At 41.9% G+C, this 23855-nt stretch carries 31 protein-coding genes and 2 pseudogenes; 10 read left to right on the top strand and 23 right to left on the bottom strand.

The features are described 5' to 3' along the window. Positions 1-7: 7 nt before the first annotated feature. From HMPREF9007_RS15335 to HMPREF9007_RS15375, 14 genes are all read right to left on the bottom strand, one after another. Entirely contained in the window at positions 8-253 is a 246-nt protein-coding gene (locus HMPREF9007_RS15335; protein WP_004322012.1) for a hypothetical protein, read from the bottom strand. Then, positions 250-468: a DUF3873 family protein gene (locus HMPREF9007_RS15340; RefSeq protein ID WP_004322011.1), complete on the bottom strand. Its 219-nt coding sequence runs from the start codon at positions 466-468 to the stop codon at positions 250-252. Before HMPREF9007_RS15340 ends, HMPREF9007_RS15335 begins: the two co-directional genes overlap by 4 nt. An 11-nt stretch (positions 469-479) precedes the next feature. Beyond that, complete coding sequence (locus HMPREF9007_RS15345; protein ID WP_004322010.1) at positions 480-737, bottom strand: hypothetical protein; 258 nt, start codon at positions 735-737, stop codon at positions 480-482. A gap of 27 nt (positions 738-764) precedes the next feature. Beyond that, positions 765-2099, bottom strand: coding sequence for a PcfJ domain-containing protein (locus tag HMPREF9007_RS15350; protein ID WP_004322009.1), 1335 nt, complete (start codon positions 2097-2099; stop codon positions 765-767). A 4-nt stretch (positions 2100-2103) separates the two neighbouring features. Next, on the bottom strand, positions 2104-2526 hold the full coding sequence (locus HMPREF9007_RS15355; RefSeq protein WP_004322008.1) for a PcfK-like family protein: 423 nt from the start codon (positions 2524-2526) through the stop codon (positions 2104-2106). Between the two features lie 17 nt (positions 2527-2543). After that, positions 2544-3137, bottom strand: coding sequence for a hypothetical protein (locus HMPREF9007_RS15360; RefSeq protein WP_004322007.1), 594 nt, complete (start codon positions 3135-3137; stop codon positions 2544-2546). 9 nt (positions 3138-3146) lie between these two features. Continuing rightward, positions 3147-3437, bottom strand: a complete 291-nt coding sequence (locus HMPREF9007_RS15365; RefSeq protein ID WP_004322006.1) for a hypothetical protein — start codon at positions 3435-3437, stop codon at positions 3147-3149. 19 nt (positions 3438-3456) lie between these two features. Beyond that, complete coding sequence (locus HMPREF9007_RS26065; protein ID WP_004322005.1) at positions 3457-3678, bottom strand: hypothetical protein; 222 nt, start codon at positions 3676-3678, stop codon at positions 3457-3459. 11 nt (positions 3679-3689) lie between these two features. Beyond that, positions 3690-3908, bottom strand: a complete 219-nt coding sequence (locus tag HMPREF9007_RS0124890; protein ID WP_004322004.1) for a hypothetical protein — start codon at positions 3906-3908, stop codon at positions 3690-3692. A gap of 226 nt (positions 3909-4134) precedes the next feature. Further along, on the bottom strand, positions 4135-4668 hold the full coding sequence (locus HMPREF9007_RS26060) for a hypothetical protein (RefSeq protein ID WP_004322003.1): 534 nt from the start codon (positions 4666-4668) through the stop codon (positions 4135-4137). Positions 4669-4935: 267 nt separating this feature from the next. Then, positions 4936-5829, bottom strand: coding sequence for a site-specific integrase (locus HMPREF9007_RS15370; RefSeq protein WP_277754651.1), 894 nt, complete (start codon positions 5827-5829; stop codon positions 4936-4938). Then, positions 5826-6044, bottom strand: a complete 219-nt coding sequence (locus HMPREF9007_RS27615; protein ID WP_277754650.1) for an Arm DNA-binding domain-containing protein — start codon at positions 6042-6044, stop codon at positions 5826-5828. Before HMPREF9007_RS27615 ends, HMPREF9007_RS15370 begins: the two co-directional genes overlap by 4 nt. A gap of 3 nt (positions 6045-6047) precedes the next feature. Beyond that, a complete protein-coding gene (locus HMPREF9007_RS27610) occupies positions 6048-6197 on the bottom strand; it encodes a hypothetical protein (protein ID WP_225651914.1) in 150 nt (49 codons plus the stop codon). Between the two features lie 18 nt (positions 6198-6215). Then, entirely contained in the window at positions 6216-7379 is a 1164-nt protein-coding gene (locus tag HMPREF9007_RS15375; RefSeq protein WP_225651912.1) for a site-specific integrase, read from the bottom strand. 325 nt (positions 7380-7704) lie between these two features. Here HMPREF9007_RS15375 and HMPREF9007_RS15380 point away from each other — a divergent pair. Then, positions 7705-8173: pseudogene (locus tag HMPREF9007_RS15380) on the top strand (site-specific integrase); the annotation flags it as partial. A gap of 139 nt (positions 8174-8312) precedes the next feature. Here the strand turns inward: HMPREF9007_RS15380 and HMPREF9007_RS15385 are convergent. Together HMPREF9007_RS15385 and HMPREF9007_RS15390 are read right to left on the bottom strand one after the other, a co-directional pair. After that, complete coding sequence (locus HMPREF9007_RS15385) at positions 8313-8594, bottom strand: helix-turn-helix domain-containing protein (RefSeq protein ID WP_005868720.1); 282 nt, start codon at positions 8592-8594, stop codon at positions 8313-8315. A 5-nt stretch (positions 8595-8599) separates the two neighbouring features. After that, positions 8600-8887, bottom strand: a complete 288-nt coding sequence (locus HMPREF9007_RS15390) for a helix-turn-helix domain-containing protein (protein WP_005868718.1) — start codon at positions 8885-8887, stop codon at positions 8600-8602. A 315-nt stretch (positions 8888-9202) separates the two neighbouring features. Here HMPREF9007_RS15390 and HMPREF9007_RS15395 point away from each other — a divergent pair, with 315 nt between their 5' ends. The 6 genes from HMPREF9007_RS15395 (at position 9203) to HMPREF9007_RS15425 (ending at position 14209) form a co-directional block, all read left to right on the top strand. Beyond that, positions 9203-9508 (top strand): helix-turn-helix domain-containing protein, encoded by a 306-nt coding sequence (locus tag HMPREF9007_RS15395; protein ID WP_005868716.1) that lies wholly within the window; start codon positions 9203-9205, stop codon positions 9506-9508. Then, positions 9489-10721, top strand: a complete 1233-nt coding sequence (locus HMPREF9007_RS15400) for a VapE domain-containing protein (RefSeq protein ID WP_032850299.1) — start codon at positions 9489-9491, stop codon at positions 10719-10721. The genes HMPREF9007_RS15395 and HMPREF9007_RS15400 overlap by 20 nt, the downstream gene beginning before the upstream one ends. A 333-nt stretch (positions 10722-11054) precedes the next feature. Next, positions 11055-12056 carry a toprim domain-containing protein gene (locus tag HMPREF9007_RS15410; RefSeq protein ID WP_008761192.1) on the top strand — a complete coding sequence of 334 codons (1002 nt, stop codon included), beginning with the start codon at positions 11055-11057 and terminating at the stop codon, positions 12054-12056. A gap of 156 nt (positions 12057-12212) precedes the next feature. Next, on the top strand, positions 12213-12596 hold the full coding sequence (locus HMPREF9007_RS15415; protein ID WP_005868711.1) for a MobC family plasmid mobilization relaxosome protein: 384 nt from the start codon (positions 12213-12215) through the stop codon (positions 12594-12596). Beyond that, a complete protein-coding gene (locus HMPREF9007_RS15420; protein WP_005868710.1) occupies positions 12562-13479 on the top strand; it encodes a relaxase/mobilization nuclease domain-containing protein in 918 nt (305 codons plus the stop codon). Before HMPREF9007_RS15415 ends, HMPREF9007_RS15420 begins: the two co-directional genes overlap by 35 nt. 4 nt (positions 13480-13483) lie before the next feature. Beyond that, a complete protein-coding gene (locus HMPREF9007_RS15425) occupies positions 13484-14209 on the top strand; it encodes a hypothetical protein (protein ID WP_008761191.1) in 726 nt (241 codons plus the stop codon). 50 nt (positions 14210-14259) lie between these two features. On the opposite strand, the gene HMPREF9007_RS15430 is transcribed toward HMPREF9007_RS15425, so the two are convergent. The 7 genes from HMPREF9007_RS15430 to HMPREF9007_RS15455 form a co-directional block, all read right to left on the bottom strand. Continuing rightward, positions 14260-14589: a helix-turn-helix domain-containing protein gene (locus HMPREF9007_RS15430; protein WP_005868707.1), complete on the bottom strand. Its 330-nt coding sequence runs from the start codon at positions 14587-14589 to the stop codon at positions 14260-14262. 129 nt (positions 14590-14718) lie between these two features. Further along, positions 14719-15138 (bottom strand): RteC domain-containing protein, encoded by a 420-nt coding sequence (locus HMPREF9007_RS15435; protein ID WP_008761190.1) that lies wholly within the window; start codon positions 15136-15138, stop codon positions 14719-14721. Continuing rightward, on the bottom strand, positions 15092-15331 hold the full coding sequence (locus HMPREF9007_RS15440; protein ID WP_008761189.1) for a hypothetical protein: 240 nt from the start codon (positions 15329-15331) through the stop codon (positions 15092-15094). The genes HMPREF9007_RS15435 and HMPREF9007_RS15440 overlap by 47 nt, the downstream gene beginning before the upstream one ends. A 56-nt stretch (positions 15332-15387) precedes the next feature. Further along, positions 15388-16389: an aldo/keto reductase gene (locus HMPREF9007_RS15445; protein WP_005868703.1), complete on the bottom strand. Its 1002-nt coding sequence runs from the start codon at positions 16387-16389 to the stop codon at positions 15388-15390. Between the two features lie 80 nt (positions 16390-16469). Continuing rightward, positions 16470-17375 carry a helix-turn-helix domain-containing protein gene (locus HMPREF9007_RS15450; RefSeq protein WP_008761188.1) on the bottom strand — a complete coding sequence of 302 codons (906 nt, stop codon included), beginning with the start codon at positions 17373-17375 and terminating at the stop codon, positions 16470-16472. Between the two features lie 79 nt (positions 17376-17454). After that, a complete protein-coding gene (locus tag HMPREF9007_RS0124880) occupies positions 17455-17826 on the bottom strand; it encodes a cupin domain-containing protein (RefSeq protein WP_008761187.1) in 372 nt (123 codons plus the stop codon). Positions 17827-17872: 46 nt separating this feature from the next. Beyond that, positions 17873-18442, bottom strand: coding sequence for a Crp/Fnr family transcriptional regulator (locus HMPREF9007_RS15455; RefSeq protein ID WP_008761186.1), 570 nt, complete (start codon positions 18440-18442; stop codon positions 17873-17875). A gap of 376 nt (positions 18443-18818) precedes the next feature. Between HMPREF9007_RS15455 and HMPREF9007_RS15460 the strand changes: the two are divergent. The 3 genes and pseudogenes from HMPREF9007_RS15460 to HMPREF9007_RS15470 all read left to right on the top strand — a co-directional run bounded on the left by HMPREF9007_RS15460 (position 18819) and on the right by HMPREF9007_RS15470 (position 23638). Beyond that, a pseudogene (locus tag HMPREF9007_RS15460) lies at positions 18819-20193 on the top strand (helix-turn-helix domain-containing protein). Between the two features lie 11 nt (positions 20194-20204). Then, complete coding sequence (locus HMPREF9007_RS15465; protein ID WP_008761185.1) at positions 20205-21932, top strand: AAA family ATPase; 1728 nt, start codon at positions 20205-20207, stop codon at positions 21930-21932. Between the two features lie 59 nt (positions 21933-21991). Further along, on the top strand, positions 21992-23638 hold the full coding sequence (locus HMPREF9007_RS15470) for an ATP-dependent helicase (RefSeq protein WP_277754654.1): 1647 nt from the start codon (positions 21992-21994) through the stop codon (positions 23636-23638). Positions 23639-23855 lie beyond the last annotated feature (217 nt).

Raw genomic sequence — 23855 nt, 5'->3', positions numbered from 1 at the left:
CACGCACTCAAAATTCCTTTATGTCGGCGATAGCCGTGCAGCGTGTGAGCCATTCCTTTACGCAGGGCATGTTGTATTCGGAAGTGATGACTGCCGTATGCCCGTTTATCTGCGTAAACCTCGTACTTTCATAGTCCTCCACCCATCCTTTGAGGCTGTCCGTTCCCCATGCGTCCGCATCGGCGAACATATTGTCCAAAACCTTGATAGGGTCGCTGAACGTCACTATCAGCGTTTCATATCCTGCGCTCATCGTCTGCCCTCCTTCGCTTTAATCCATTCGTCACGCAACCGCCTGCACTCGTCCAATGTGGGTTTCACGCAGGAGAACAGTTCTCCCGTTGTGGTGTCCCGATAGTCATATTGGTACATCGTGCGGACTTTGCGCCCGATTTTCAGTTGGAATTTCTCGTATTTCTCACCTGCCGTGCAGGTGCTTACTCCGTTAATAGTCATTCTTGTTGTCATAGCCTTATCAATTAAAATTCAACAATCAGTAATCTGTTCTCCAAACATTGGTCGGGGTCGGATGCCTTTTTCTGTGTCACCCACAGATGGTGTGCGCCATACCCGAATGCGAAAAGGGCGTTGAAAAGTTTCTTTCGGGCGAACACCTCCATTACCCCCCTTACATCCTGCTCGTCCTTTGTCAGTACAAGCGTGTTCAACAATTCGATGAACATTTCAGGCAGTTTCTCGTGCCACCCGAAAATCATGTTTTCTATTCTCACTTCCATATCAATAAGTATTAAGTTGTTAAACGATTACGCTGCTTCTTTCATCCGTTTCCGTATCTGCTCGGCATTGTCCTCCACCAATTTGATGATGCGGTCGTGGTATTCGGTGTTGGAGTTGCATACGCCACGGCTCTGCACCACTTTTAATGTCCGCAAGTCCACCTCCACTGTCTCGATGCGTCGCTCGTCTATCCGTGCGGAAAGTATCAGGGAGTTCTCATTGTTGTAGTAGGCGTTGGCATAGACGCAATGGTGCATGGCTTTCCCCTCCTCGTAGAACTCGTCCACGCTTTGCAGCACCTTGACGATGATTAGACCGTCCGTCAGTACAAGGTTGAGGAATGCGGCTTTCTTTCGGATATACTCGTCTTTCTCTTTCGCCATTTCTTCCAGACGCTTCCGCTCACGCTCCAACCGCTCGGCTTCCCACTCCCTGTGTTGCTGCTGCCGTTCACGCTCCAATTGGACTTGCCGTTTCCCCATATACAGGTCGTGAGCCGCCTTGAAATCGGGCGGGCATATGAAACGGGGGTTGCGCAAATCTTTTCCCAATCTCTCTAAGAGATATACGAGGTCGCACCACAATGAGATGTCGGTTATGGCATATTTATTCCGCATGGCTATCTTGTACGAGTTCCAACATCTGTCAAGTACCTGCGGACGGGAGAGGAAATAGCGCAAGTGTTCGATGTTGCCCGACTTCAGCAATGTTTCCGCACGGCTGTCCGAAAGGATAGCCTTGAAGAAGTCGTAAGGCAGTATGCCGTGCAGGTTGCCGTCAAAGCCATTTCGCTTAATTTCGGGGATAATCCGTCGGCGTGGATAGGTGCATATCGGGTCAATGTCATACACCTTATGCTGGTTGTTCCTGCGGATTTCCATCGGGCTGTCCTCGTTCCACAAGTCGTAGTAGAGAAGTGAAAAGCCACGCAACCTTGCCACTGTCTCGGACTTGCCGTCAGGAGCAATCCACCGCTGTGCCACCTCAAAGATGGAATACTCCGCCTTTTGCCCGACTTTCTGACGGCTCCTGACGAAAAAGAAACGTATTACCTGGTAGCCTTTGCAGGTGGTGATGATGGAGAAATACTCGTTGTCCACGAACACCCTCTTTCGGGTGTCCGTGATTTCCAATGCCGTGCCGCAGTTCGGGCAGGTGCATCCGCAAAGCGTGTCGGCAAGGCTGTGTCCGCTTTTCCATGCGTGTCCGCACTCCGTGCAGGTAATGACGCCTTTTGCAGTCCGCCTGCCGTAGTGCTTGAAACAATGGTGGAAAGCGTAGGTTCTCTGTGCGTTTGTCAGTTCGGGCAGGGTTGCGCTCAGACGGATGACTTCTTTCTGTATGGGTGTCTTGGGTTTCATAGGTTCAGAATAATGAAAGTTCAACTTGTTGTGCGTTTGTCTTTTGGTTCGCCTTAGCCTTGTTCCGGTTTTGCATCTTGCGCAGTTCCTCGTCTTGGTATTGGCGGATGGCTCTCTGCCTTGCTTCCGCCTTTTCCTCGTCCGTCAGTTCAACTCCGCATACCATGACTTGGCACGGGATTGGTTTGCCGATGTCGATGTCGTCCTCGTCAAAATAGTGTACCGCTTGCGACAAGACTTCCCCTGCGGTAACGCCTATGCCGTTGCCTCCATTGCATTGGCTTTTCGCCCAATGCAACAAATAGGTGATGCAATCGTCCATGTTCTTGTTCGGCTTGCTGTAACTTGCTGCAAACAGCTTGTCCTCCGCCGCACGGCTGTCCAAATAGGCTTGGATGGTCCGCTTGAAATGGTCTGTTCCGTTCATATCTGTATGTATTTTAGTTATTTGAAAAATTCTCCGTTGGATAAAAACTCGTATTCGTTGGCTTCGCAATCACGCTCAAAGGCTTCCTCGTTGCTAGCATATTCCACATCATCCCTGCAAAAGCGGAAAAAGCTGTCGATGCAGTCATTCATCAAGTCATACAAGTTCGTATGCTTGTCGGGGACTTTCAGAAAGTCGTATATGGGTTTCAGTATGTCCATGTCCGCACAATAACCCGTCAGCACACAATCATTGGTTACGGATATCCGACTTCTGCGCTGTTTGTGGAAGTCCTTTTTGTGCCAATAGGTCTTGGGCTTGAAAAGGTTGTGCCAATAGTTGTTCACGATGAATTTCAGCAACCGCACACCGCACAGTTCTTCCTCTTCCCCGCTGTAATTTGAGATGAATTGGAAATTATAGGTACAGGCATCATAATTCCACCTGCTTACCTTTACCTTGAAAATCTCCTCAAAGGCTTTCAACGTTGCCCTGTTGTCGGATGCGTCATATTCAAAGCCTTTCAACCACTTCCAATAGGCGTTCTCTTTCGCCTTGTCCGAAAGCTCGTCCACCTTGTAAACTTCGTATTTCCTCGTTTCCGTTCTCATAACTTTGCTCTATTGTTCGTCCAACATATTGTGATAAAACAACTCGTCATCCCGTCCGTAGATTTCCATCGTAGGGTTGTTGTCGTTTTCCGCAGGGGACAGTCCTTCCACCGTTTCGGGGTTCAATTCGTAGTCGCAATAGATGACGTTCTCGTCCATACCGATATGGCTGTTCACGTCTTTATCTTCCCATGAAAGAATGATGGATTTGGCTTCTTCATAGCTGTTCGCTTTGATGGAGAAGCGGGTACGTTCCCAGCAAGTTACCTTGCAATCCATATAAAAGTCAAAAGTTTCCATTGTCTGTAATTTAAGATGGTTATACGGTTTTCTGTAAAATCTCTATGTGGTATTGGGGCGGGCATTCCAAGATGAGAAAGGCGATGAAGTCCTTTCTTGCCTCCTTGTTCAACTCGTGGTACAACCTCCTGAATGAGGAAAAGTTACCGTTGATGCACACCTCTACCATATACTCGAAGATGTTGTCCACCTCGTAATACCTGCATTGTTGTGCCACTGTCTTGCTGTGTCTTTTCGCCATATCCGTATGAATTAAAGGGTTAATAACCAAATGAAAATTCCGATAGCTGCCACTACTGAAAGCAGGGCGGTGAGGATGCCGAACATGAAGTTCAACATACCCAGCAGGATTTCCCCTGCGATGCCCACCGCCAAACCTCCTGCGCAAAGGGTAATGCCCCATGCTGCTCTCACCATTGCGGACAATACGCTCCGCATAGCCTTTCCGATGTCGTTCAATGTCATTCTCATATCTTCCAATTTTTAGATTGTTGTTACTTGTCTTGCTCGGATGGGGAGGTCGGGTCGAGTCCTTTTTTCTTTTCGCCTCTCCGTATGTCCGATGTCTCCTTGTGACGTCTTCCGACCGCGCACCGGTCGTTTTCGTTTCAGGGGAAAAAGCAAAGGTCAGGGGAGTAGGTTCAGCAAATTTTTTCGACAGAATACTACCTGAGCCTGCGAAGTGTGGAGATTGTGGCTAAAAAATTTGTGTTCCTAATCCCGTCTTTACCTTTGCCCCTGCAACGAAAATGACCACTGATGCCGTCTGGAATGGCGGCATGGGGACATTGGCATACACTTGGAGAGACGGAAAGGAAAAGGGGGAAGTATGTGAAATGGCGCAACGCGCCACAGGAAAATCGAAAGGGCGGCGCAACTGACAAGGGAAAGCCTCGCTTTCCTGCCGCCGTGACGGAAGTCCCGTGACCGTCATTGTCATGCGGGCATGGCTTGCGGTCGCGGGTGTTCCTCCGGCGGCATCTGTCTGAAAATGGTCTTGCCTGCCATTGCTCCGATTGGCAACGGCAGGGCAAGACGGTTGGAAGACAGGCCACACATGACAGCCGGGAATAGTCGCAGGAGCAGATTCACGCTTGCCGTGTCCTGCATCCGGCGGCATTTCCGGCTGACAACGGAAACGAAAAAAGAAAAACGAATAAGACGGTCTTGGCCGTTCAGCACAAGCACATAAAAGAAGTGTCCGCGACGATGGCAGTGTCACTGGTGACATTGTGGTCGTCGTGGGCTTTTCTTTGCTTGTGCTGCTTCTGAAATGGGCTTGCGCACATCAAGCCGGAAGCCGTTTTCAGAACAGGAAAAATGATGGAGGATAAAATTTGCGGGCGAAATAAAATTGCGGGAAATTTTGCAAAGACGGGGACTGTTTTGTACCTTTGCAAAAAGTAAGGACGTTCTTTCGCTTGATGCAAAATGAGGCAGATTATAGAAGTTCGCTGGTTTCTAAACCGTTAACAAGTCTGTTTTGTTTCTCTGTTAATTATCTCATAGCTTGAAAGATACAATTTTTATTGTGTCTTCTCTGATAGAATGTCAAATGGCATCCCAGATTGCACTGTTCGGCTATGATTTTAAGGCTGCGGCACAGATTGCAGGTCTGCGGAACGTAAAACAATCTTCCGTCCTTACCTTCCCCTTTGTATTTTTCGATAATGCGAAGGGGTATGTCAAGAAGTTTGATATGGCACTCCGCCTTGGTCTTCTGCCGTGCAATGTGAATCCATTTGGAACCGTCTTCTTTCGTGATGATATTGTCTTCTGTCAGGTTTGCCAGATCAGCCCTGCCGATGCCCGTGAACACCGAAAAGACAAACAGGTCACGGGTATGGCATAAGCGGTAAGTCGGCAGTCGGGCATTGAGCAGCTTTTCAAACTGTTCCCTGTTCAGGTGGCGGTGGTTCACCGGCACTTTCTCAATCTTATGTCCGGCAAACGGGTCACGTTTCAATATATGTTTCTTCAACGCCAGCCGGGTCATCTTGTGCAGCAGGATAAGATAGTCATTGTAGGCAGAAACCTTCAACTGCAATACGGTCGAGAAATAGAATGTGAAGTCGGTCATGAACTTCATCGTCAGCGAGCGTAACGGAATATCCTCCAAATCATACTTGAATTTCAAAAAGTTGGATATATGCTTGCGAGTGGTAAGATAACGGACGTAGGAATGCCTTGTCCGGTCAATGCCCACACGTTTGGCATATTCCTCGTTATGCTCGTCAAACAAGGAAAGCAGCGTTTCCTTGACGTCTGATTTTCCCGTGACGGCATTCTTGATGATTTCAGCCGAGACGAAGCCGTAAGAATCCACGTTCTTTTTGTAAGCGGACTTCGCTTTTTCCTCCAATGCCTCCAACAATGAGTTCAGCCTGTTCAACTCGTTTCTTTTTCGCCGGTGATGTTTCCGGTCTTGCGTCCGTCCGCGAATGCCTTTCCCTTCTTTGCATCCCATAAGTCAGGTTCAATTTCCAGTCCGGTGGAATACTGGCTCACCTTCCCGTCAAGGGTGACACGTCCCATAACCGGGCATCTGCCGTTTTTCTTTACTTTCTGACGGTTGATGTAGAACAACAGTTTGAATGTGCTTCGCATGGCTTACCCTTCCATTATTTTGGTTATATACTCCCTTTGCTTCATGCTCGGATTGACTCTCCGTTGGCTGTAATCTTTCAGAATCGGTGACGGGGCGGTGTCAATGTCCGACAAGGAGAACCTGCCGCTGATAATACCATTCAGGCAATCCACGTCCCTATCAATTTTATCCTACGTGACTTTCGCATACCGCTGTGTGGTAGTGATATGCCGATGCCCCATGATTTTGCTGACGGTTTCTATCGGAATTCCCTGTGACAAACAAATTATACTTCCGAAGGTATGCCGGGCCTGATGGAATGAGATCGGACGGTTGATGCCGCACATCACGGACATCTTTTTCAGATGCCTGTTCATGCTCTCTTTGGTCAGCATCGGAAGCAGTTTTCCGTTGCTGTCCATACCCTTGTACTTTTCGACGATTTTCAACGGTATCTCCATCAGCCGCACACATTCGGGTGTGCCTGTCTTTTGCCTTTCCGTGTGAATCCACAGGCTTCCGTCATCCGCCCTCACCAGATTGGCGGCTGTCAGACTCCTCATGTCGCAATAGCAGATACCCGTCCAGCACGAGAATAGGAACATATCCCTCGTGAAATTACGGTTGGGGGTGTCATAGGTAGTGTTCGCAAACCTGTCAAGCTCGTCTTCCGTCAGGTACATCTGTTTGAAAACAGGTTTCTGCGGGGCATAGCCTTTGAACGGGCTGAAAGGGATGATGCCGCGGAACACGGCAAGCATCATCACGCTTTTCAGGCGGTTGATATGTCCGAGGATGGTTCTGGGCATGAAACGCCTTGTCGTGCGCATATACATATCAAACGCTTCGATAAAGTTTTCATCCAGCTGCTTGACAGGCATATCCGACACATGGTATCTCTCTTTCAGGAACTCACCGAGTATCCGGCAGGTGTTCCGGTACTGGTAGAACGTGCTTGCCGCCCTGTTCACCCCTACACGCAGGGCATAGTCGCTGTTATGCTCCGCATAGAGCTTCATGATGGTATCCTGTGTTTCAGCCTGACCTTGAAACACGTTTCTGACTTCCTCTGCTGTCACGACATCCTGCATGTCGGAAAGCTCGTTGAACCGCTTTTGCAACAATAGCAGTACCCGTTCAATCTCCCTGTTTGCCATTGTCGCCACCTTGCTTTTGCCCGTGCAGCGTTGGGCTGTGGCGTTCCACAACCGCACATTGATTTTGAACTTGCACGCAAATTGTGCGATGGAATTGACCTTTCCCTTGATGGATATTCTGCCCATGAGTGGAGAAAAGCCGTCCTTGTCCTGTCCGCCGCGCTTGATGTAGAGCAGCACTTTCATTTCTGTTTTCATGCGTTACTTTTTTGATTGCAATTTTACTCATACTTCGCCAGTCGAATGATATGAGAATCAGGCAGAACGGCGCAATCAAAACCGGACGGGCTAAATCTGCCGGAAATGAGGATGTTTCCCGGATGGAAAGTCATCCTCTCTGACTGTTTAACCCTTGATTGACTGCATCTGAATGAAATGAAAACAGGTAATGACTTGGTAGCTGAACAGGTTCGTTATTCCACCTGTCTTTGCTGTTTACCCAACTGTGCAAACCAACGCAATTTTGCTGTATTACAACGCATTGACGTTTGTTTGCTATATTCCTCTATTGGTCGCATTGATAGTTTTCTATCTATATACCGGGCTGGCGTTCATAGACGTATATAATTTGCGCTCCGAACACATTTCAGAGGACAGCAACGGCAACCTGTGGATAGTGAAAGCCCGTGAAAAAACAAACAACCTTTGTAACATTCCGCTTTTGAGCATCCCCAAGCAGATACTTGACAAGTACAAGGATAACCCCCTATTGCCTTGACAAAGGAACTTTGCTGCCCGTCCCTTGCAATCAGAAAATGAACAGCTACCTGAAAGAGATTGCCGACCTGTGCGGAATAAAGAAAAACCTCACCACGCACACCGCAAGGCACAGCTTCGCTTCGGTTATCGCGCTGGCTAACAACGTGTCACTGCCAAATGTCGCTAAAATGCTGGGGCATTCATCCACCCGAATGACACAGCACTATGCAAAAGTGTTAGACCAAACGATATTAAGAGATATGCAAGCGGTTGAAAAACAGCTATCTGTATAAATATAAGTAAAGCCAGCAATACAGTTTTATTAAAAACACGATTGCTGGCTTTCAACCAAACCATAAATATAGAAAACAAGACAGCTATATTTCAAGACTTCAAGCTATCAAGATTCCAAGATAGCAAGTTTTCAAGATTTCATTTCCGGTAATGCCTATCCAATAAATCCCTGATGTCACTTTCACGATAAATGATTTTTCCCGGAAGTTGCACGTAGCCCAGCAGCCCCGTGTCCCTATAATCCTGCAAAGTCCGTTTACTGATGCACAGCCTTTGGCAGACTTCCTCCCCCGTCAGGTAGTGTTCACCGTTCAGCACCGGGCGGTAGTTGGTGACAATATGCTCCACGTTCTCCAAAACCCGGTCAAGGGATGAAAACAATACCTGCGTAGTTTCCGAATCTTTCGTTATCAAGTCCATACGATTCATGTTTTAGGGGTGTTCTTTACTTGGTTGAGTATAAAGGTTTCCACGTCCGAAGCCTTATAATAAATTTTGCAATTGATTTGCGAATAAGGCAGCTTGCCCGTATCACGGTAGGTTTGCATCGTCCGGGAAGAAACATTCAGCAGGCGGCAGGCTTCGCTGTTATCCAACCATTTGTCCTGCTTTCTCCGCAAAGGTAGGCAGAGCGCATCCATACGCCCCACAAAACTTTCAAACCTCTGTTTCCACAACTCGAATGTCTTCTTTTCAATCGTTACTATTTCCATATACTGATATTTTTTGTTATTACTCCGTTTTTCTTGTCCGGTACAAATATACAGGTCAGGATAACAGGTTGTTACTGCCTATCCTCAGATGTCCTTAGAAGTCCTCAAATGTCCCAGCCCGATAAAACGATAATGGGAATAAGCCCTTTTTCTCTGTTCTTCCCATATAAGTAAGGTGAAGTACACATGGCGTTTTCGGATAGCTTGTATTAATACGGTGCAGAGCAGTGCAAAGCAATTCCAAACGCTTGACACTTTGCTTTTTACCGATTTTTCTTATTTTATTTGTGGTGCTAATTCAAAGAACAAAGCACCATGAACAATCCATTTGAAGAAATTTTCAAGCGGCTGGAAAACATCGAAAAGATGATTTCCCCCGTAGTCGGCACACAGCCCAAAGGACGGGACGGCAAAGAACCCGTTTTAGTCAGAATATCCGTAGCCAGCAGCATAACCGGATATTCGGTCAATTACCTCTACCATTTAGCCAGCACCGGGACGATACCCTGTGTGAAGCGTGGTCGCACCCTACGTTTCGATGCGGACGAGCTGAAACAGTGGATGCGGCAGCAATATGTCCCGGCTTCCAACAGACTTCCCGATGAAAAAGAAAAGAGATAACGAAGCGGAACGTATCGGGGGCAGGCAGTCCAAGAACGAGCGTATCGAAAGGCAGCTTAATTCCTTGTACGACTTCCGGTTTAACACCGTGAAGAGCCGGACGGAATACAAGCCTGCCGATACCTCCGGCTTGTACCAGCCCGTCACGAAGTTTGCCCTGAACTCTTTCAGGCGTGAACTGGATGCGACCACAGGCATCACCACCTCCGCCGACAATATCCGCATGATACTGGAAAGCAACTTTGCCGTGAAAGTGCATCCCATACGGGAATACCTAACCGCCCTGCCCCTGCTGAATCCTGTCGAAAACGGACATATCAAAAGGCTGCTGGGCACGGTACAGGTAGCCAACCCCGACAAGTGGGAGGAATATTTCACCAAATGGCTGGTAGGCGTGGTTGCCAATGCGATGAACGACACGGGATGTCAGAACCACACCTGCTTAGTCCTGACCGGGGAACGGCAGGGGCAGTTCAAGACATGGTGGCTGGATAACCTTTGCCCACTGCCGTTGAAGAGCTATCTCTTTACCGGGAAGATAGACCCACAGGGAAAGGACATATTGACACTGATAGCCGAATACCTGTTCATCAACATAGACGACCAGCTAAAGGAACTCAACAAGCAGAACGAGAACGCCCTGAAGAACCTGATAACCACCCCGGCAGTCAAGTACCGCAGACCGTATGACATCTATATAGAGGAATATCCGCACTTAGCCAGCTTCATGGCATCGGTGAACGGGAACGAGTTCCTGACCGACCCGACAGGCAGCAGGCGTTTCCTGCCGTTTGAAGTCCTGCATATAGACAAGCCGGGGACAGAAGCCATCCGTATGGATAATGTCTATTCCGAAGCCATGTACCTGTATCGGCAAGGTGTACGGTACTGGTTCAACGATACGGAGATTGAAGAGCTGTACAAGGTCAGTGCAGGTTTTCAGGTGCAGACGGTGGAGTTTGAGATGCTGATGCAGCATTTCGAGAAACCGGAAGAGGGGGAAGAAAACCTGTTCTTTATGACAACGGCACAAATCCTCACCTGTTTACGGAATGTGTGCCCCATGCAGTTATCAGAAAAACGGTTGGGGGAAGCGTTGCGGAAAGCTGGGTTCAAACGGGTACAGAAACGCATAAACAACGGTGGTTATTCGGTATATGGATATAGGATAAAGCCTGTTCCAACCCCTTACACCGATAACGATTACGGTTAGGAATCCGCTTTGCAGTAGGTTGATATTGCCATGCAGCAACTACCCTAAAAACAACTTACTGCACATTAACTATTGAATATCAACCATTTGCAACAGGTGCAGTAAGCAGTAAGATAAAACCCGGAACTTTCGGAAAATTTGAGAAAAAAGAAAAAGCAGATGCCAACATGGATAGTTTTCTCTCTTTTTATATAGGAATAACTTACTTATCTTACTGCATAAGAGATAATACATTGAAAGAAAAAGAATTAGGTGCAGTAAGTCCGTATCTTTTCTTCTTACTGCTTTCTTACTGCCTTACTGCAATCATCCAACATCTAAAAAACAAAAATTATGACTTATCAGGAAGCTAACAGCATAAGTATCAAGGACTATTTGGAATCATTGGGCATCCTGCCCGTAGTGGATAAACTTTATTACGGTATGTACCACAGTCCGTTACGTCAGGACGATACGCCCAGTTTCAAGGTGGATTACGGTGTAAACCTTTGGTGTGACTTTGGGACGGGTGAGGGCGGCTCGCTCATCGACCTTGTGATGAAACAGTACGGATGCAACGCTTACGGGGCTATCAGCCGACTGGAACAGGACTATTACTCCGCCAATACTTTTTCTTTTCAAGGGAAAAATATCCCCGAAAAGAATCCGGCAAGGGAGGAAAGGAAGCGACCAGCCAGCCCGGTAGAAATCCGTAGCATCCAGCCGTTACAGTATCCGGCACTCACCAATTATCTGAAAAGCCGGGGCATTGCGCCCGAAGTGGCAGCGGACTATGTGCAGGAAATGTATTACCGTGTAAACGGGAAGCCGCTTTTTGCGCTCGCTTTCAAGAACGATGCCGGAGGGTACGAACTACGCAATCCCGGTTACAAGGGCTGCACCTTTCCCAAAGACATCACACGCATACAGTTTGCAGGAAAGAAAAACGATGCCTGTTTCGTGTTCGAGGGATTTATGGACTACCTTTCTTTCCTAACCATCCGGCACAAGAACAGCCCGATTTATCCCTGTATCGACTGGCAGGATTACATCATCCTGAACTCGACCGCCAATGTGGATAAAGCATTATACCCGTTAGGCGAGTACGAAAAGATACACTGCCTTTTGGATAATGACGAAGCCGGACGTAAAGCCACCCAAGCCATACAAAAGGAATACGGCTGGCGTGTGCGTGATGCCTCACACCTGTACAGCGGACACAAGGACTTGAACGACTACCTATGTCAAAAGTCCAGTCTTCCGGAGAAGCAAACGCAGTCTGCCAAGCAGCCGAATCAGGAAGAGAAAAACAAACAATCTCCCGGTGAAAAAAGAAAAAGGGGCAGACGGTTGTAGGCAGGAGAACAGGCAAGGCATACCAACGGCAAGCGGTGTGATTCAGGAGAGCAAGGTTATGTTTCGGTAGACCGAAACCCCTTGCTTTGCCTGACAGCAAAGAAAATTTCTCCCGTTGGTCGCAATTTTAAAGATACCATTCAATAAGCAAAACGTATGACAGAGATAAGGAACAAGGCAGGAGGTCGCCCGGCAAAGAGCCGGATAGACAAACAAAAGAGAGTAGTCAGTACAAAGCTGACCGAACTTCAATATTACGCTATCAAGAAGCGAGCCGGAGAATCCGGTCTGCCCGTCAGCGAGTACGTCCGGCAAGCGGTCGTTTCGGCAGAGATAACGCCACGGTTGAACAGGCAGGATGCCGACACTATCCGCAAGCTGGCAGGGGAAGCCAACAACATCAATCAACTGGCGCACCGGGCAAATGCCGGAGGGTTTGCACTGGTAGCGGTGGAACTCGTGAAACTAAAGAACAGGATTATTGAAATCATAAACCAGTTATCGAATGATTGGAAAAATAAAAAAGGGAAGCGGATTTAAAGGCTGTGTAAACTATGTGCTGGATAAGGAACAAGCGACTTTGCTTCATGCGGAGGGAGTACTAACAGAAAGCAAGCAGGATATTATCCGTAGCTTCTGCACGCAAACCGAAATGAATCCCAATTTAAAGAAGCCGGTCGGACATATTGCGTTAAGTTATTCGGCAGTGGATGCGCCCAAGCTGACGGACGAGAAAATGATACAGTTGGCGCAGGAATATATGCATGAAATGAAAATCACCGATACGCAGTATATCATCGTGCGCCACCAAGACCGGGAGCATCCGCACGTGCATATCGTATTCAACCGAATAGACAACAACGGAAAAACGATTTCGGATAAAAACGATATGTACCGGAACGAGCAGGTTTGCAAGAAACTGAAAGCAAGACACGGGCTTTATTTCGCTAAAGGGAAAGAGCAGGTGAAACAACACCGTTTGAAAGAGCCGGATAAATCAAAATACGAGATTTACACGGCTGTAAAGAACGAAATCGGGAAAACAAGGAACTGGCAGCAATTACAGAAGCAGTTAGTGGAAAAGGGTATCAATATTCATTTCAAGCGCAAGGGACAGACGGATGAGATACAGGGTATTTCCTTTTCCAAAGGTGAATATACATTCAAAGGTTCGGAGATTGACCGCAGTTTCAGTTTTTCAAAACTGGATAAATACTTCGGAAATACAGGACTGACGACAGCCGGAAACAACAAACAGACAATTTATACACCTGTTCAGGAGCCAGCTACAAACAAAAGTAATAATTCACTGATAACAGGTTTGGGCGGTTTGTTCTCCGTTTCGTCCTCTCCGGCTGATGAAACGCCTGACAATCCCGATTTGAGAAAGAAGAAGAAAAAGAAACGACAATTTAAGTTATAAACGAATGGAAGAGAATTTGATTTTAGAAGGACTTCTCTCTATGGTTGCGGAACTGAAAGAGAAGCAAGAAAAGCAGGTGATACCAGCCAGCCGGGAAGAGACGATAAGCCGACTGGATGTTATTGAACAACGTATTTTAGAGATGCAGAACAAACCTGCCATTTCTGAAAATACGGTGCAGGAGATTTTGAACCAAATCGCCTGTATTAAGAAAAGACAGTCAGGCAATCAGAAACAAGACCTTAATGATATAAAGGGAATGATTGTGACTTCGCACCGATATTTCAAAGAGAAATTAAAGGAACTGTTTCCGACAGATACCCGGCAGCAGGAAAAGGTAGAAGCCGTTTCGTTATACGATAAAATCCTAAGCCGGATAACTCCATATCTGCAACCGAAGTTCTTTCTTTTTTCAGCAGGAATAATTATCGGTATTGTTTCGTTAATCCTGAATGTTCGTTTTATGGAACGTATGCAACAGTTACAGGACAATGATATAAAATACCGTTATTTCCTGATGAAAGGGAAAGCGGACGGGAATATGCTTAATCTATTGGAACTAAAGTTTATCCGGGAACGGGACAACGCTTTCATTCAGGACTTGACAGAGACAGTTATTGATTTTGAATACCGTAGCAGAAAGCAAGCGGAAGCATTGGAAAGGGCAAGGTTACTGAACGAACAAGCCGAACGGCTAAAGGAAGAAGCAGGCAAATTAGGCAAGCCATAAACAAGAAGCCGGAGCAGACAGGCAATTACCCGATGCTCCGGCTTATCTGTTTACTTCTTGTCCGAACCGTGTTCTTTCTCGAACTTGCGTAGCGTTACCGAACTGAACCGTTCCTTTATGAATTCCCGGACGTCCGAAGCCCGGTAATACACTTTTCCGCTGATTGTAAAGTAAGGTAATACGCCCAAAGCACGGTAGCGTTGCAAAGTTTTGATGCTAACCTTGAACAACAGGCACAAATCCTGATTATCCAGCAGGTTATCATCTTCGGGCAGCACCTTGTCGGCATTGCGCAATGCCCGCACATCCTTGCAAAGCTCGTCCAGCTTGTCGAATAACTTTTGCATCCACTCTTTGAAATCGTAGTTTTCTATATACATAGTTGCTTCATTTTCTGATTATACATTATGGTTTGTCAATCGATTGATGAAGCAAAGTTCAGAAATGGAGGGCAAAGAAATTACGAGGGCGGACATGGAATCCCCTATAAATGGGTGTTAAGTTATTGATTATCTATATCCTTTTTTATCATGTTCCTTTCGGATAAGGTCTGCCAGTCCATTAAGAAACTCCGTGATTTTGCCCGGCTTTCGTTTTATCACATCCTCATGCTTTTGGTGATAGTCGCCTATCTTGATATTAAAGAGCCATTCAAAGGCTTTTCCCAAATCCACCAAGTAGGCAGGTTTACCATTTTGATATACGATGTTTTTAGAGATGAACAAACCGCTGACAATTTCCATAATGTTGATAAGGGTTGTTTTGTCAGCCAAATAGAGAGGGGAAAGAGGTGGTTTATCAAGTTGCCGTTTAAACTGTTCGGGGTATTTGATACGCCATTCTACAATACGTATTTCGTTATCTATTAGTCCTATCGCTTCATCAATTAGATGCAAATAAGGCATTTTTTTCTTGCTCAAACTGTACACGGTACGATTTGAGACGATGTAATCCGAAAGAAAAATACCGTAGTAAAATGCTATTATCCTGTTCATACATGCTGAAATCAGCTAAATGTAACGCCAATTCTTCAATAGCTCCTACAAGCTCTGTTGCAAAAACTTCACGCTGTGAGTATTCCGATAATAAACGGAAAAATCTCTGTTGTAATAGGTCGTTCATTATAATTATCTGAGGAAGTTCTGCTAAAATATTGACAGAACTTCCTACTGTAAAGTTTACTTATTTACAAATTTAAAATCATATTCGTTGTATCGATTGCCTATATTTGGATATTTTTTCAGAAGCAATTCTATCTTAGATATATCATCTGGCAATAAATTAACATCGGTAGCTTTCGCATTTTCTTCTAAATACTTGATTCGTTTAGTTCCCGGTATAGGAATGATATTTTCACTCTGTGCCAATATCCAAGCTAATGCAAGTTGAGCAGGAGTTATTCCCTTACTTTCTGCTATTTCTGCAAATTCTGCAGTTAATTTTTGATTATTCTCCCAATATATACCGTTATAACGTGGCAAATGCTTACGAAAGTCATTTTCACCCAATGCATTCACATTAATAGTATTTGTTACCAATCCTCTACCCAATGGTGAAAAGGGAACTAAGGTTACTCCTAATTCTTTTGTCAAGGGCAAAATTTCTTTTTCCACATCACGGGTTAATAGAGAATATTCACTTTCAACGGCAGATATAGGATGAACGGCACAGGCTCTCCGCAATGATTCGGCAGAACATTCGCTTAGTCCTAAATAGCGTACCTTGCCCTCTTTTACCAATTCTGCCATAGTCCCAACGGTTTCTTCGACCGGTATTGTCGGGTCTATTCGATGCGCATAGTACAAATCTATGGTTTCAATATTCAACCTTTTCAGGCTGAGTTCTACAGCTTGTCTTATATATTGAGGAGAAGCATCCACATAACTTTCACCACCATCAAATACAGTACCTTGATGATTACGTAAACGGAAACCGAATTTGGTAGCAATGAAAATCTGATTTCTTTTTTCAGCCAATACCTTAGATAGTAATCTTTCATTAGCACCATTGCCATACACATCCGCAGTGTCCCAAAAGTTTATACCAAGCTCTAAGGCACGATGTAATGTCTTAATACTTTCTTTTTCATCGGCTACTCCATACGCAGCACTCATTCCCATACATCCCAATCCAATGGCGGACAGGCTTACTTCTGTTTTACCTAATTTTCTATACTTCATAATTTATATTTTTAGTCGATACAAAATTAGGAGATGCTAATTGAGCAGAATTATACAATTCAAAGCATCAGTTGCACAAATCAAATAATTGCCTGTTCTCTGACTTCGCTTGGCGATTTACCCGTATGCTTGCGATAGAATTTACTGAAATAAGCAACCGTTTCAAATCCCAAGCTATAGGCTATTTCCGATATTGAAAGATGAGTATGTAGCAGGTATTGGGTACCTTCTTTGATTATTCTTTCCGCAATCATCTCAGAGGTAGTTTTTCCTGTTATTTCCTTAACTACTTTATTTAAATGATTAACGTGTACAGACAGGCGGTTTGCGTAATCGGCAGGAGTGCGCAGACTTAAAATCGCGTTTGGATAATCAACGGGAAATTGTCTATCCAACAATTCTATAAATAATTCAGTAATGCGTTGCGAAGCATTCGGATGTGATTCATATTGATTGGAATCCTGCATTTTCAGGGCTATATGAACCAACAAATGAAGATAACACCGCAAGACATCGGACTTATTTATATAGTCTGATTGGTTCTCTTCCTGCATTTGTTTGTATATATCCATCACTTTAGCAACTTGCACATCATCTAAAAGGAAAACCTTATCTCCTGTTACTTTGAACAAAGGAGTATTTGCCAAAGAACCGTTCTTTTCATCTGACTGCACAAACTGTTCATTGAAAATGCAAAACACTCCTTTTTGTTCTTCACTGATTGATTCCCAAGCATAAGGAACTAAAGGGTTGGAAAACAATAATGCAGGACGGTCTACTAAAATCCATTTGTCTGCATAATACAGTTTTCCCACACCTATAATTAATGTAATCTTATAAAATTCCCTGTAACTGAATTGTACAGTTCCAAAATTACATTGCCGGGAGAAAATATTAAAATAAGGTTTCTCCATAGAATAGGTTGCATCCGGTTGGAGGTCACAACTTTGTATTCTCTTATAGAATTGTGTAATACTTTCTGGCATAATATAGCTATTTATTGCAAAATAAACAATTATTTTTCGAACAATAGCTTACTATTCAGGCAATAACATTAATAAATCCTCATTTTTCTTCTACTAAGTAGTATGCCATGAACACCAAAGGTCCGGAATCTAAGGCATTATCAAAATGCAGTATCGGCTTATTTTTAGGTTCGTAGAATGCCTCGCCAGCTTTTATCAATTGAGGCTTTTCTCCTTCAATCTGAAATAATAAAGTACCTGAAACTATATGCCCTACAACCGGACAAGGATGCAAATGATACTCTGCCTTACCATTTACCGGTATAACAACTTTCTTAATTTCGACTTTTGACAAACCTTGTTTTTCCTTCAATTGGATTGAAAGAAGATTGGTTCTTGCTACATTTTTCTTTTCCATACTTGTGCAACAACTTAAAATGATTAATAAAATAAATAGTACTATCTTATTCATAAATAATTTATTTTGCTGCAAAGATAGAATGGAGCAAGAGATTATTTCATTGACCTATGTTAAGAGATTTAAGACGGCTTAAAGATTCAGGCTTTATTCCAAGATAAGAAGCGATATGATATTGTGATACGTGTTGTTCTATATGAGGATAAGTTCGTAAAAGCAACTTATATCTTTTTAAAGCATCATCCATGAGTAATGAAGTCTCTTTCCTGCATTTTTTAATGAAGAGAGTGTCCGCCATATATTTTCCTAATTTATACCCTTCATTAGAGGTTTGTAGTAATTGGTCGTAATTAGATTTAGACAAACAATACAAAACTGAATCTTCTAATGCTTGTATACTTCCTACGCTTGCTTCTCTTGTCAAGAAACTTCTATAGGATGTAGCAAATGAACCTTCGAAATGAAAATCACTGATATAATCCTCTCCTTCCTTTTCTATGTAAGAACGTAAAACTCCCGTTTCTACAAAACCAATAAATGAGCAGACTTGACCCTGATGCAATAAATATTCTTTCTTCTTCAAAATAACTTCATCGCATTCATCCATCAGCCTTCTAAACAAATCGAATGAGAGTCCTATTTCCTTGATTATTAAGTTTTCTAATACCATATTTACAGTTTGATGCTACAAAATTACCTAAAAGACTTCAAATCGACGTACTATTTACCAAACAAAAGCATTACTTTTATAATGAGGTCATAAAACAATGGAAACACAAAGCAGATTGAAGAATCTCACTCGTATCTATATTGTTCCCATTATCTATTACACTCCTTATAAATATCTATTATTTAACATATAGAGCTATCATTACTTGTTACTCAAAACAAGCTTTTACCATAGAAGTAACCCATAAACTCTATAGCAATACTGAACCCTTTTCTTTTACTTCTCACAAAGAAATAACTTTTGCTGCAAATAGAATATAGGCAACGAAGTATTTATCAAACAAATAACTACCTTTGCAGCACAATTACAGATACTTATGTTGAATACTGAAAACATACAATTGCTCATTGATAGCGGAGAAGGCTATAATGTAGAGTTCAAAGTTCGTGTTCCCTCTAAAGTTCGTGAACTGACAGAAGAAATTTGCGCTTTCGCCAATGCAGACGGAGGATACTTACTTATTGGTATAGACGATAACGGACAGATTATAGGCACAAGTTTAGAGAATGACAAACGTTCTGCTATTCAAGGCTCTATCAGTGAAATATCTCCGGCGTTTCATTGCGAGTTGTACACCGTGAATATTGAAGATAAAACAGTTTGGGTGATTGATGTTCCATCAGGTAAAGACAAACCTTATATCTTTTCCGGTTCTATCTTTGTACGCGAGGGAGCAAACTCTCAAAAACTTCGTACTGTCGAAGAAATGCGTAGCTTCTTTCAGGAGTGCAACAAAATATTTTTTGATGCTATTCCCTGCTCATGGTTTAACATTTACACTGATGCAGACGAACAAGCGATAAAAGACTTCCGTACGGAAGCACAACTAAGTCCATCGACAGCCGACAAACAGATATTCGAGAATTTGGAACTGTTTACAGATAAAGGTGTAGCAAAAAAATGGTGCTGCCATGTTCTTTGGAAAACAACCTGAACGGAAATTTCCGCACGCAATAACAAGATGTGTTCTTTTCAAGGGAACAACCAAAGTATTTATTATTGATGATAAATCTTTCGGTGGTCCACTATACCAGCAATATTTACAAGCAATGACATGGCTGGAAAGCAAACTGCAAGTAGCTTATAAAATTGAAGGAGCAGGGCCGAGAGAAGAAATTTGGGAAATTCCTCTTACTGTATTCAAAGAAGCCATTATAAACGCTTTATCCCATCGTGATTATTACGAACAGGGAGCAACCATTACGATAGAAATGTTCGACGATCGAGTAGAAATTTCAAATCCCGGAGGACTTTTGCCTATTGTAGCTAAAGATTTCGGACACAAGAGCATGACACGTAACCCGTTAATATTTGGTCTGTTTACCCGTATGCATTTGGTTGAAAGGGTTGCATCCGGTATCCCCCGTATGAAGGAAGCTATGAAGGAAGCTAATCTTCCTGAACCTGAATTTCATACGGACGGGATGTTTACGGTAGTGTTTAAAAGGAAGAACAACAGTGACACCGATGGCACTGTAAATGACACTGTAAATGGCACTGTAAATGCAAACGAACAGTCCGTTCTGAATCTGATAAGAAAAGAGGAAGGTTTGAATGCTACGGAAATTTCAAAAAGAATTTTGAAGAGCGTAAGAACCACCAAACGTTATCTAAAATCTTTAAACAATAAAAAGCTCATAGAATTTAAAGGAGCACCGAAAACTGGAGGATATTATATTAAAAAACTTTAACAATACATGATATGATACTAGCAGATATAACTCTCAAAGGATTTAGAAATTATAAAGATGCACATATTAAGTTAGAGAAAAATACACTTATTATTGGGGCAAATGATGTTGGTAAGACAAATTTAATCTGGGCGATGCGATTACTATTAGATAGAAGCCTGTCAGATTATGATATAGAACCACGATCTAGTGATTTTTATGTATTGGAAGAAACTAACTCATTTGTCATATTATTACACTTTACAGATATTACTGAGGAATGTGTTTTGTCTAAACTAAGAGGAAAAATAAGTGATGCTAATGAGATGTATATGTCCTATAATGCATCAAGAGATCCTAATACGGGAAAAATATCCTATACAATAAAAGCAGGAGCTTCCGTTGAACTTTTGTCGGATATTGAAGCACATTATTATCGTAAATATTTAAATATTAAATACATCAGTTGCAGAAGAGACTTGTATGCTTTTATATCTAAAGAAAGAAATTTTTTATTTCAAAATGCCAAAGAGAGCAGGAGCACTCAAGAAGAAGAGGAAGATAATACACTTTTACAAGAGATTAAAACTAAATTACAAGAAGCTAACAATTTAATACCGACTTTACATTACATTTCTAAAGCGACAAACTCAATCAATAGTGAATTAAAAGAAATGTCTATTTACAACAATAATCAAGATGTATATTTTGATACAAATTCTTCAAATATAGACAAATTTATAGACAGTACCTCCGTTTCGTCAAAGACAAATGACACGCCCGTAAATATAGGTGGAGATGGACGATTAAATCAAATTTACTTATCATTGTGGGCAACTAAACATGAAATTGAACGTCCCAAGCTTGAAGAAGTTTCGATTGTATGCATCGAAGAACCTGAGGCTCATTTGCATCCACATCAACAGCAAAAGCTTGCAACTTATTTGAGTAACAAGATATGTGGGCAAATATTCTTAACTAGTCACTCTCCACAAATCACCAGTGAATTTTCTCCAAATTCAATTGTTCGCTTATACAAAACAGAACAATCAGATACCAAAGCTGCATCAAATGGTTGTTCTAAAATTATTGAAGGTTCCATAATAAACTTTGGCTACAGAATGAGCATAATCCCAGCTGAGGCATTTTATGCTGATCAGGTTTGGCTCGTTGAAGGTATCTCTGAAGTTATTTTCTATAAAGCATTATCGAAATTTTGTGGTGTAGATTTATTAAAAAACAACATAAGTATACTAATGGCTAATGGGATTGGATTCTCTACTTTTATCAAAATATTAAATGCCATGAATATACCTTGGAAACTTAGAACAGATAATGATATATTCAAGATACCCAAAAAGAAATATTATAGAATGGCAGGAATGCAGAGAGCCATAAGTATTCTCGAAGATTATAGAGAATTGGATGCATCAGAAAAAAAAATAATTGAGGAAAACAAGGAAAAACTTAAAGAACTACCAACGAATATTCCTACAAATGAAATAAACACTATTTGCTCCACTTTAAGAAGTATATTAAATAATCATGGAATCTTTCTATCAGAAAAAGATTTAGAGAATGATATGTTCAATAGTCCTATAAAAAATGATTTAATAGAATTTTTCAATGATTTAGAGGAATATGAAATTATCACGGCAATGCAAGAAGCAAAAGGAAATTTCATGTATAATTTCATAAGACAAAAAAGTACATCATTAAGTAAATTGAAGGAACATTCATTAACAAATCTATTAAGATAAAATGACTCCTACAGAACAACAAAAGGCTATATTAGAATGTAGAGAAAAATCTTGTCGTCATTGCTGCTCCTGGATCTGGAAAAACATTTGTTTTATCCGAAAAAATAAAAAACGACATTAAGGAACTGCTCGATTATCAAGGAATTATCGCCATATCGTACACAAATAAAGCTTCTTTAGAACTAAAAAACAGAAGCCTAGCAAATGGCATTTCCCCTAAAAGTTCATTTTTTGGTACCATTGATAAGTTTTGTATTCAAGATATAATTATACCATTTGGAAGCCTAATGCAAGAGAAAAAGACTTTCGACAATCTCATAATTCGCTCAATGAACAATTCTGAGCGTTCTCAGCTAGGGCAAGTTGAAAAAAGAGAAAAAATAGAATATAACCATATGGATATAATATTGTCCTTATTAGAAGCAAATATTATATTAATAGAATGTATAGGAATATTAGCTAATTATATCTTTGATAACTCAAAAGCTTGTAGAAGTTACCTAAAATCGAGATACAAATATTTATATGTAGATGAATATCAAGATACTGGGATAGATCAACATTATTTATTTATTAAGCTAAAAAACATGGGTATAATAATGACTGCTGTTGGGGATGTTAATCAGTCTATTTTTGAATTTTCCGGAAAGAAATCTTATTACCTAAAAAGAATACGACAAGACAAAACTTTTAGAAGTTTTATACTCAGTCAAAATCATCGTTCACATCAATCTATTGTAAATTACTCCAATAGGTTAATAGATTCTACATGCACAATCACTGATATACCGGAAAAAGACAGGCGGGTATTTTATTTCATTAGTTTAGGAGATGAAAAACATATAGCATCTTTTATTGATGAAAAAATAGCATCTATTATGAATGCATACAATATTGACAAATTCAATAAAATTGCTATACTTTTTAGGAACTCCAAAAATGCTCAATATATCAGTCAAGAGTTAAATACTCCTCATAAAATAGTATCACCAACCAAATTAGATATGCAAATTAGTATTTGGGCATCTATCTTTGCATCCATATTACGTTTCATTTTTAATCCAACAAATCGTTTTATTGATATAGTAGAAACTTACTCTTCTTTCGATAGTTTAAGAAATACACAAAAAAGAAGTTTGCAAAAAAGCAACATTGTTTTAAATGGAATTGTAGATCATGGAGAAATCTGCAATAAAGACTTATTTATAGAAACATCCATTAATATAGCTACTATCCTAATGCCTGAAGCACACAATATTAATGATATAAATCTTTTGAAGGAAGTTGTTTTTGATTCCAAACAACTTGATAGCTATAGGTCTGAAGATTCTAATGAGATAAATTTAATGACCCTTCATAAATCAAAAGGTTTAGAGTTTGATGCTGTAATACATGCTGATTTATATGAATGGGGATTACCTTCAAAAAAGGTGGAAAATAATAATTTTAAGGAACCTTTATATCCAAACTGGGAACAGGATTTGAATTTACACTATGTTGGCATTACAAGAGCAAAAAAAGTTTGTATCCTAATTCGTTCTGAAAAAAGGCATAAGTCAAATGGAGAATTAACAAATGCACAAGATTCAGAATTCATTCAACTACACAATGTTCATAATCTTAGGTTTAATCCTGTTAATGCTATCCCATTTCCTACTCAGCGCTACATGAATGAAGTTAAAGAGAAAGAATTTCCAAGATCATAAATTGAATAACAAAATAATTTATTATATTTGCCCTTAGGAATCGTACCCAAGATACAAACTTGTGTTAAACGGTGCAAAGCTGTGAAAACCTTATTCAAGGGATTAACATCGTAGAAAAGATATAACTTATTGAAAAATAGTGTTATACAAACCGACTTTCGGTTGCTGGTGGCACCACTATCAACTCAGTAACAAAAATCCCTTGAACTTTTGAAGT

The sequence above is a fragment of the Bacteroides sp. 1_1_14 genome (assembly GCF_000162515.1).
Taxonomy (GTDB): Bacteria; Bacteroidota; Bacteroidia; order Bacteroidales; family Bacteroidaceae; genus Bacteroides; species Bacteroides thetaiotaomicron.
This window is presented reverse-complemented; position numbering and strand designations above follow the sequence as displayed.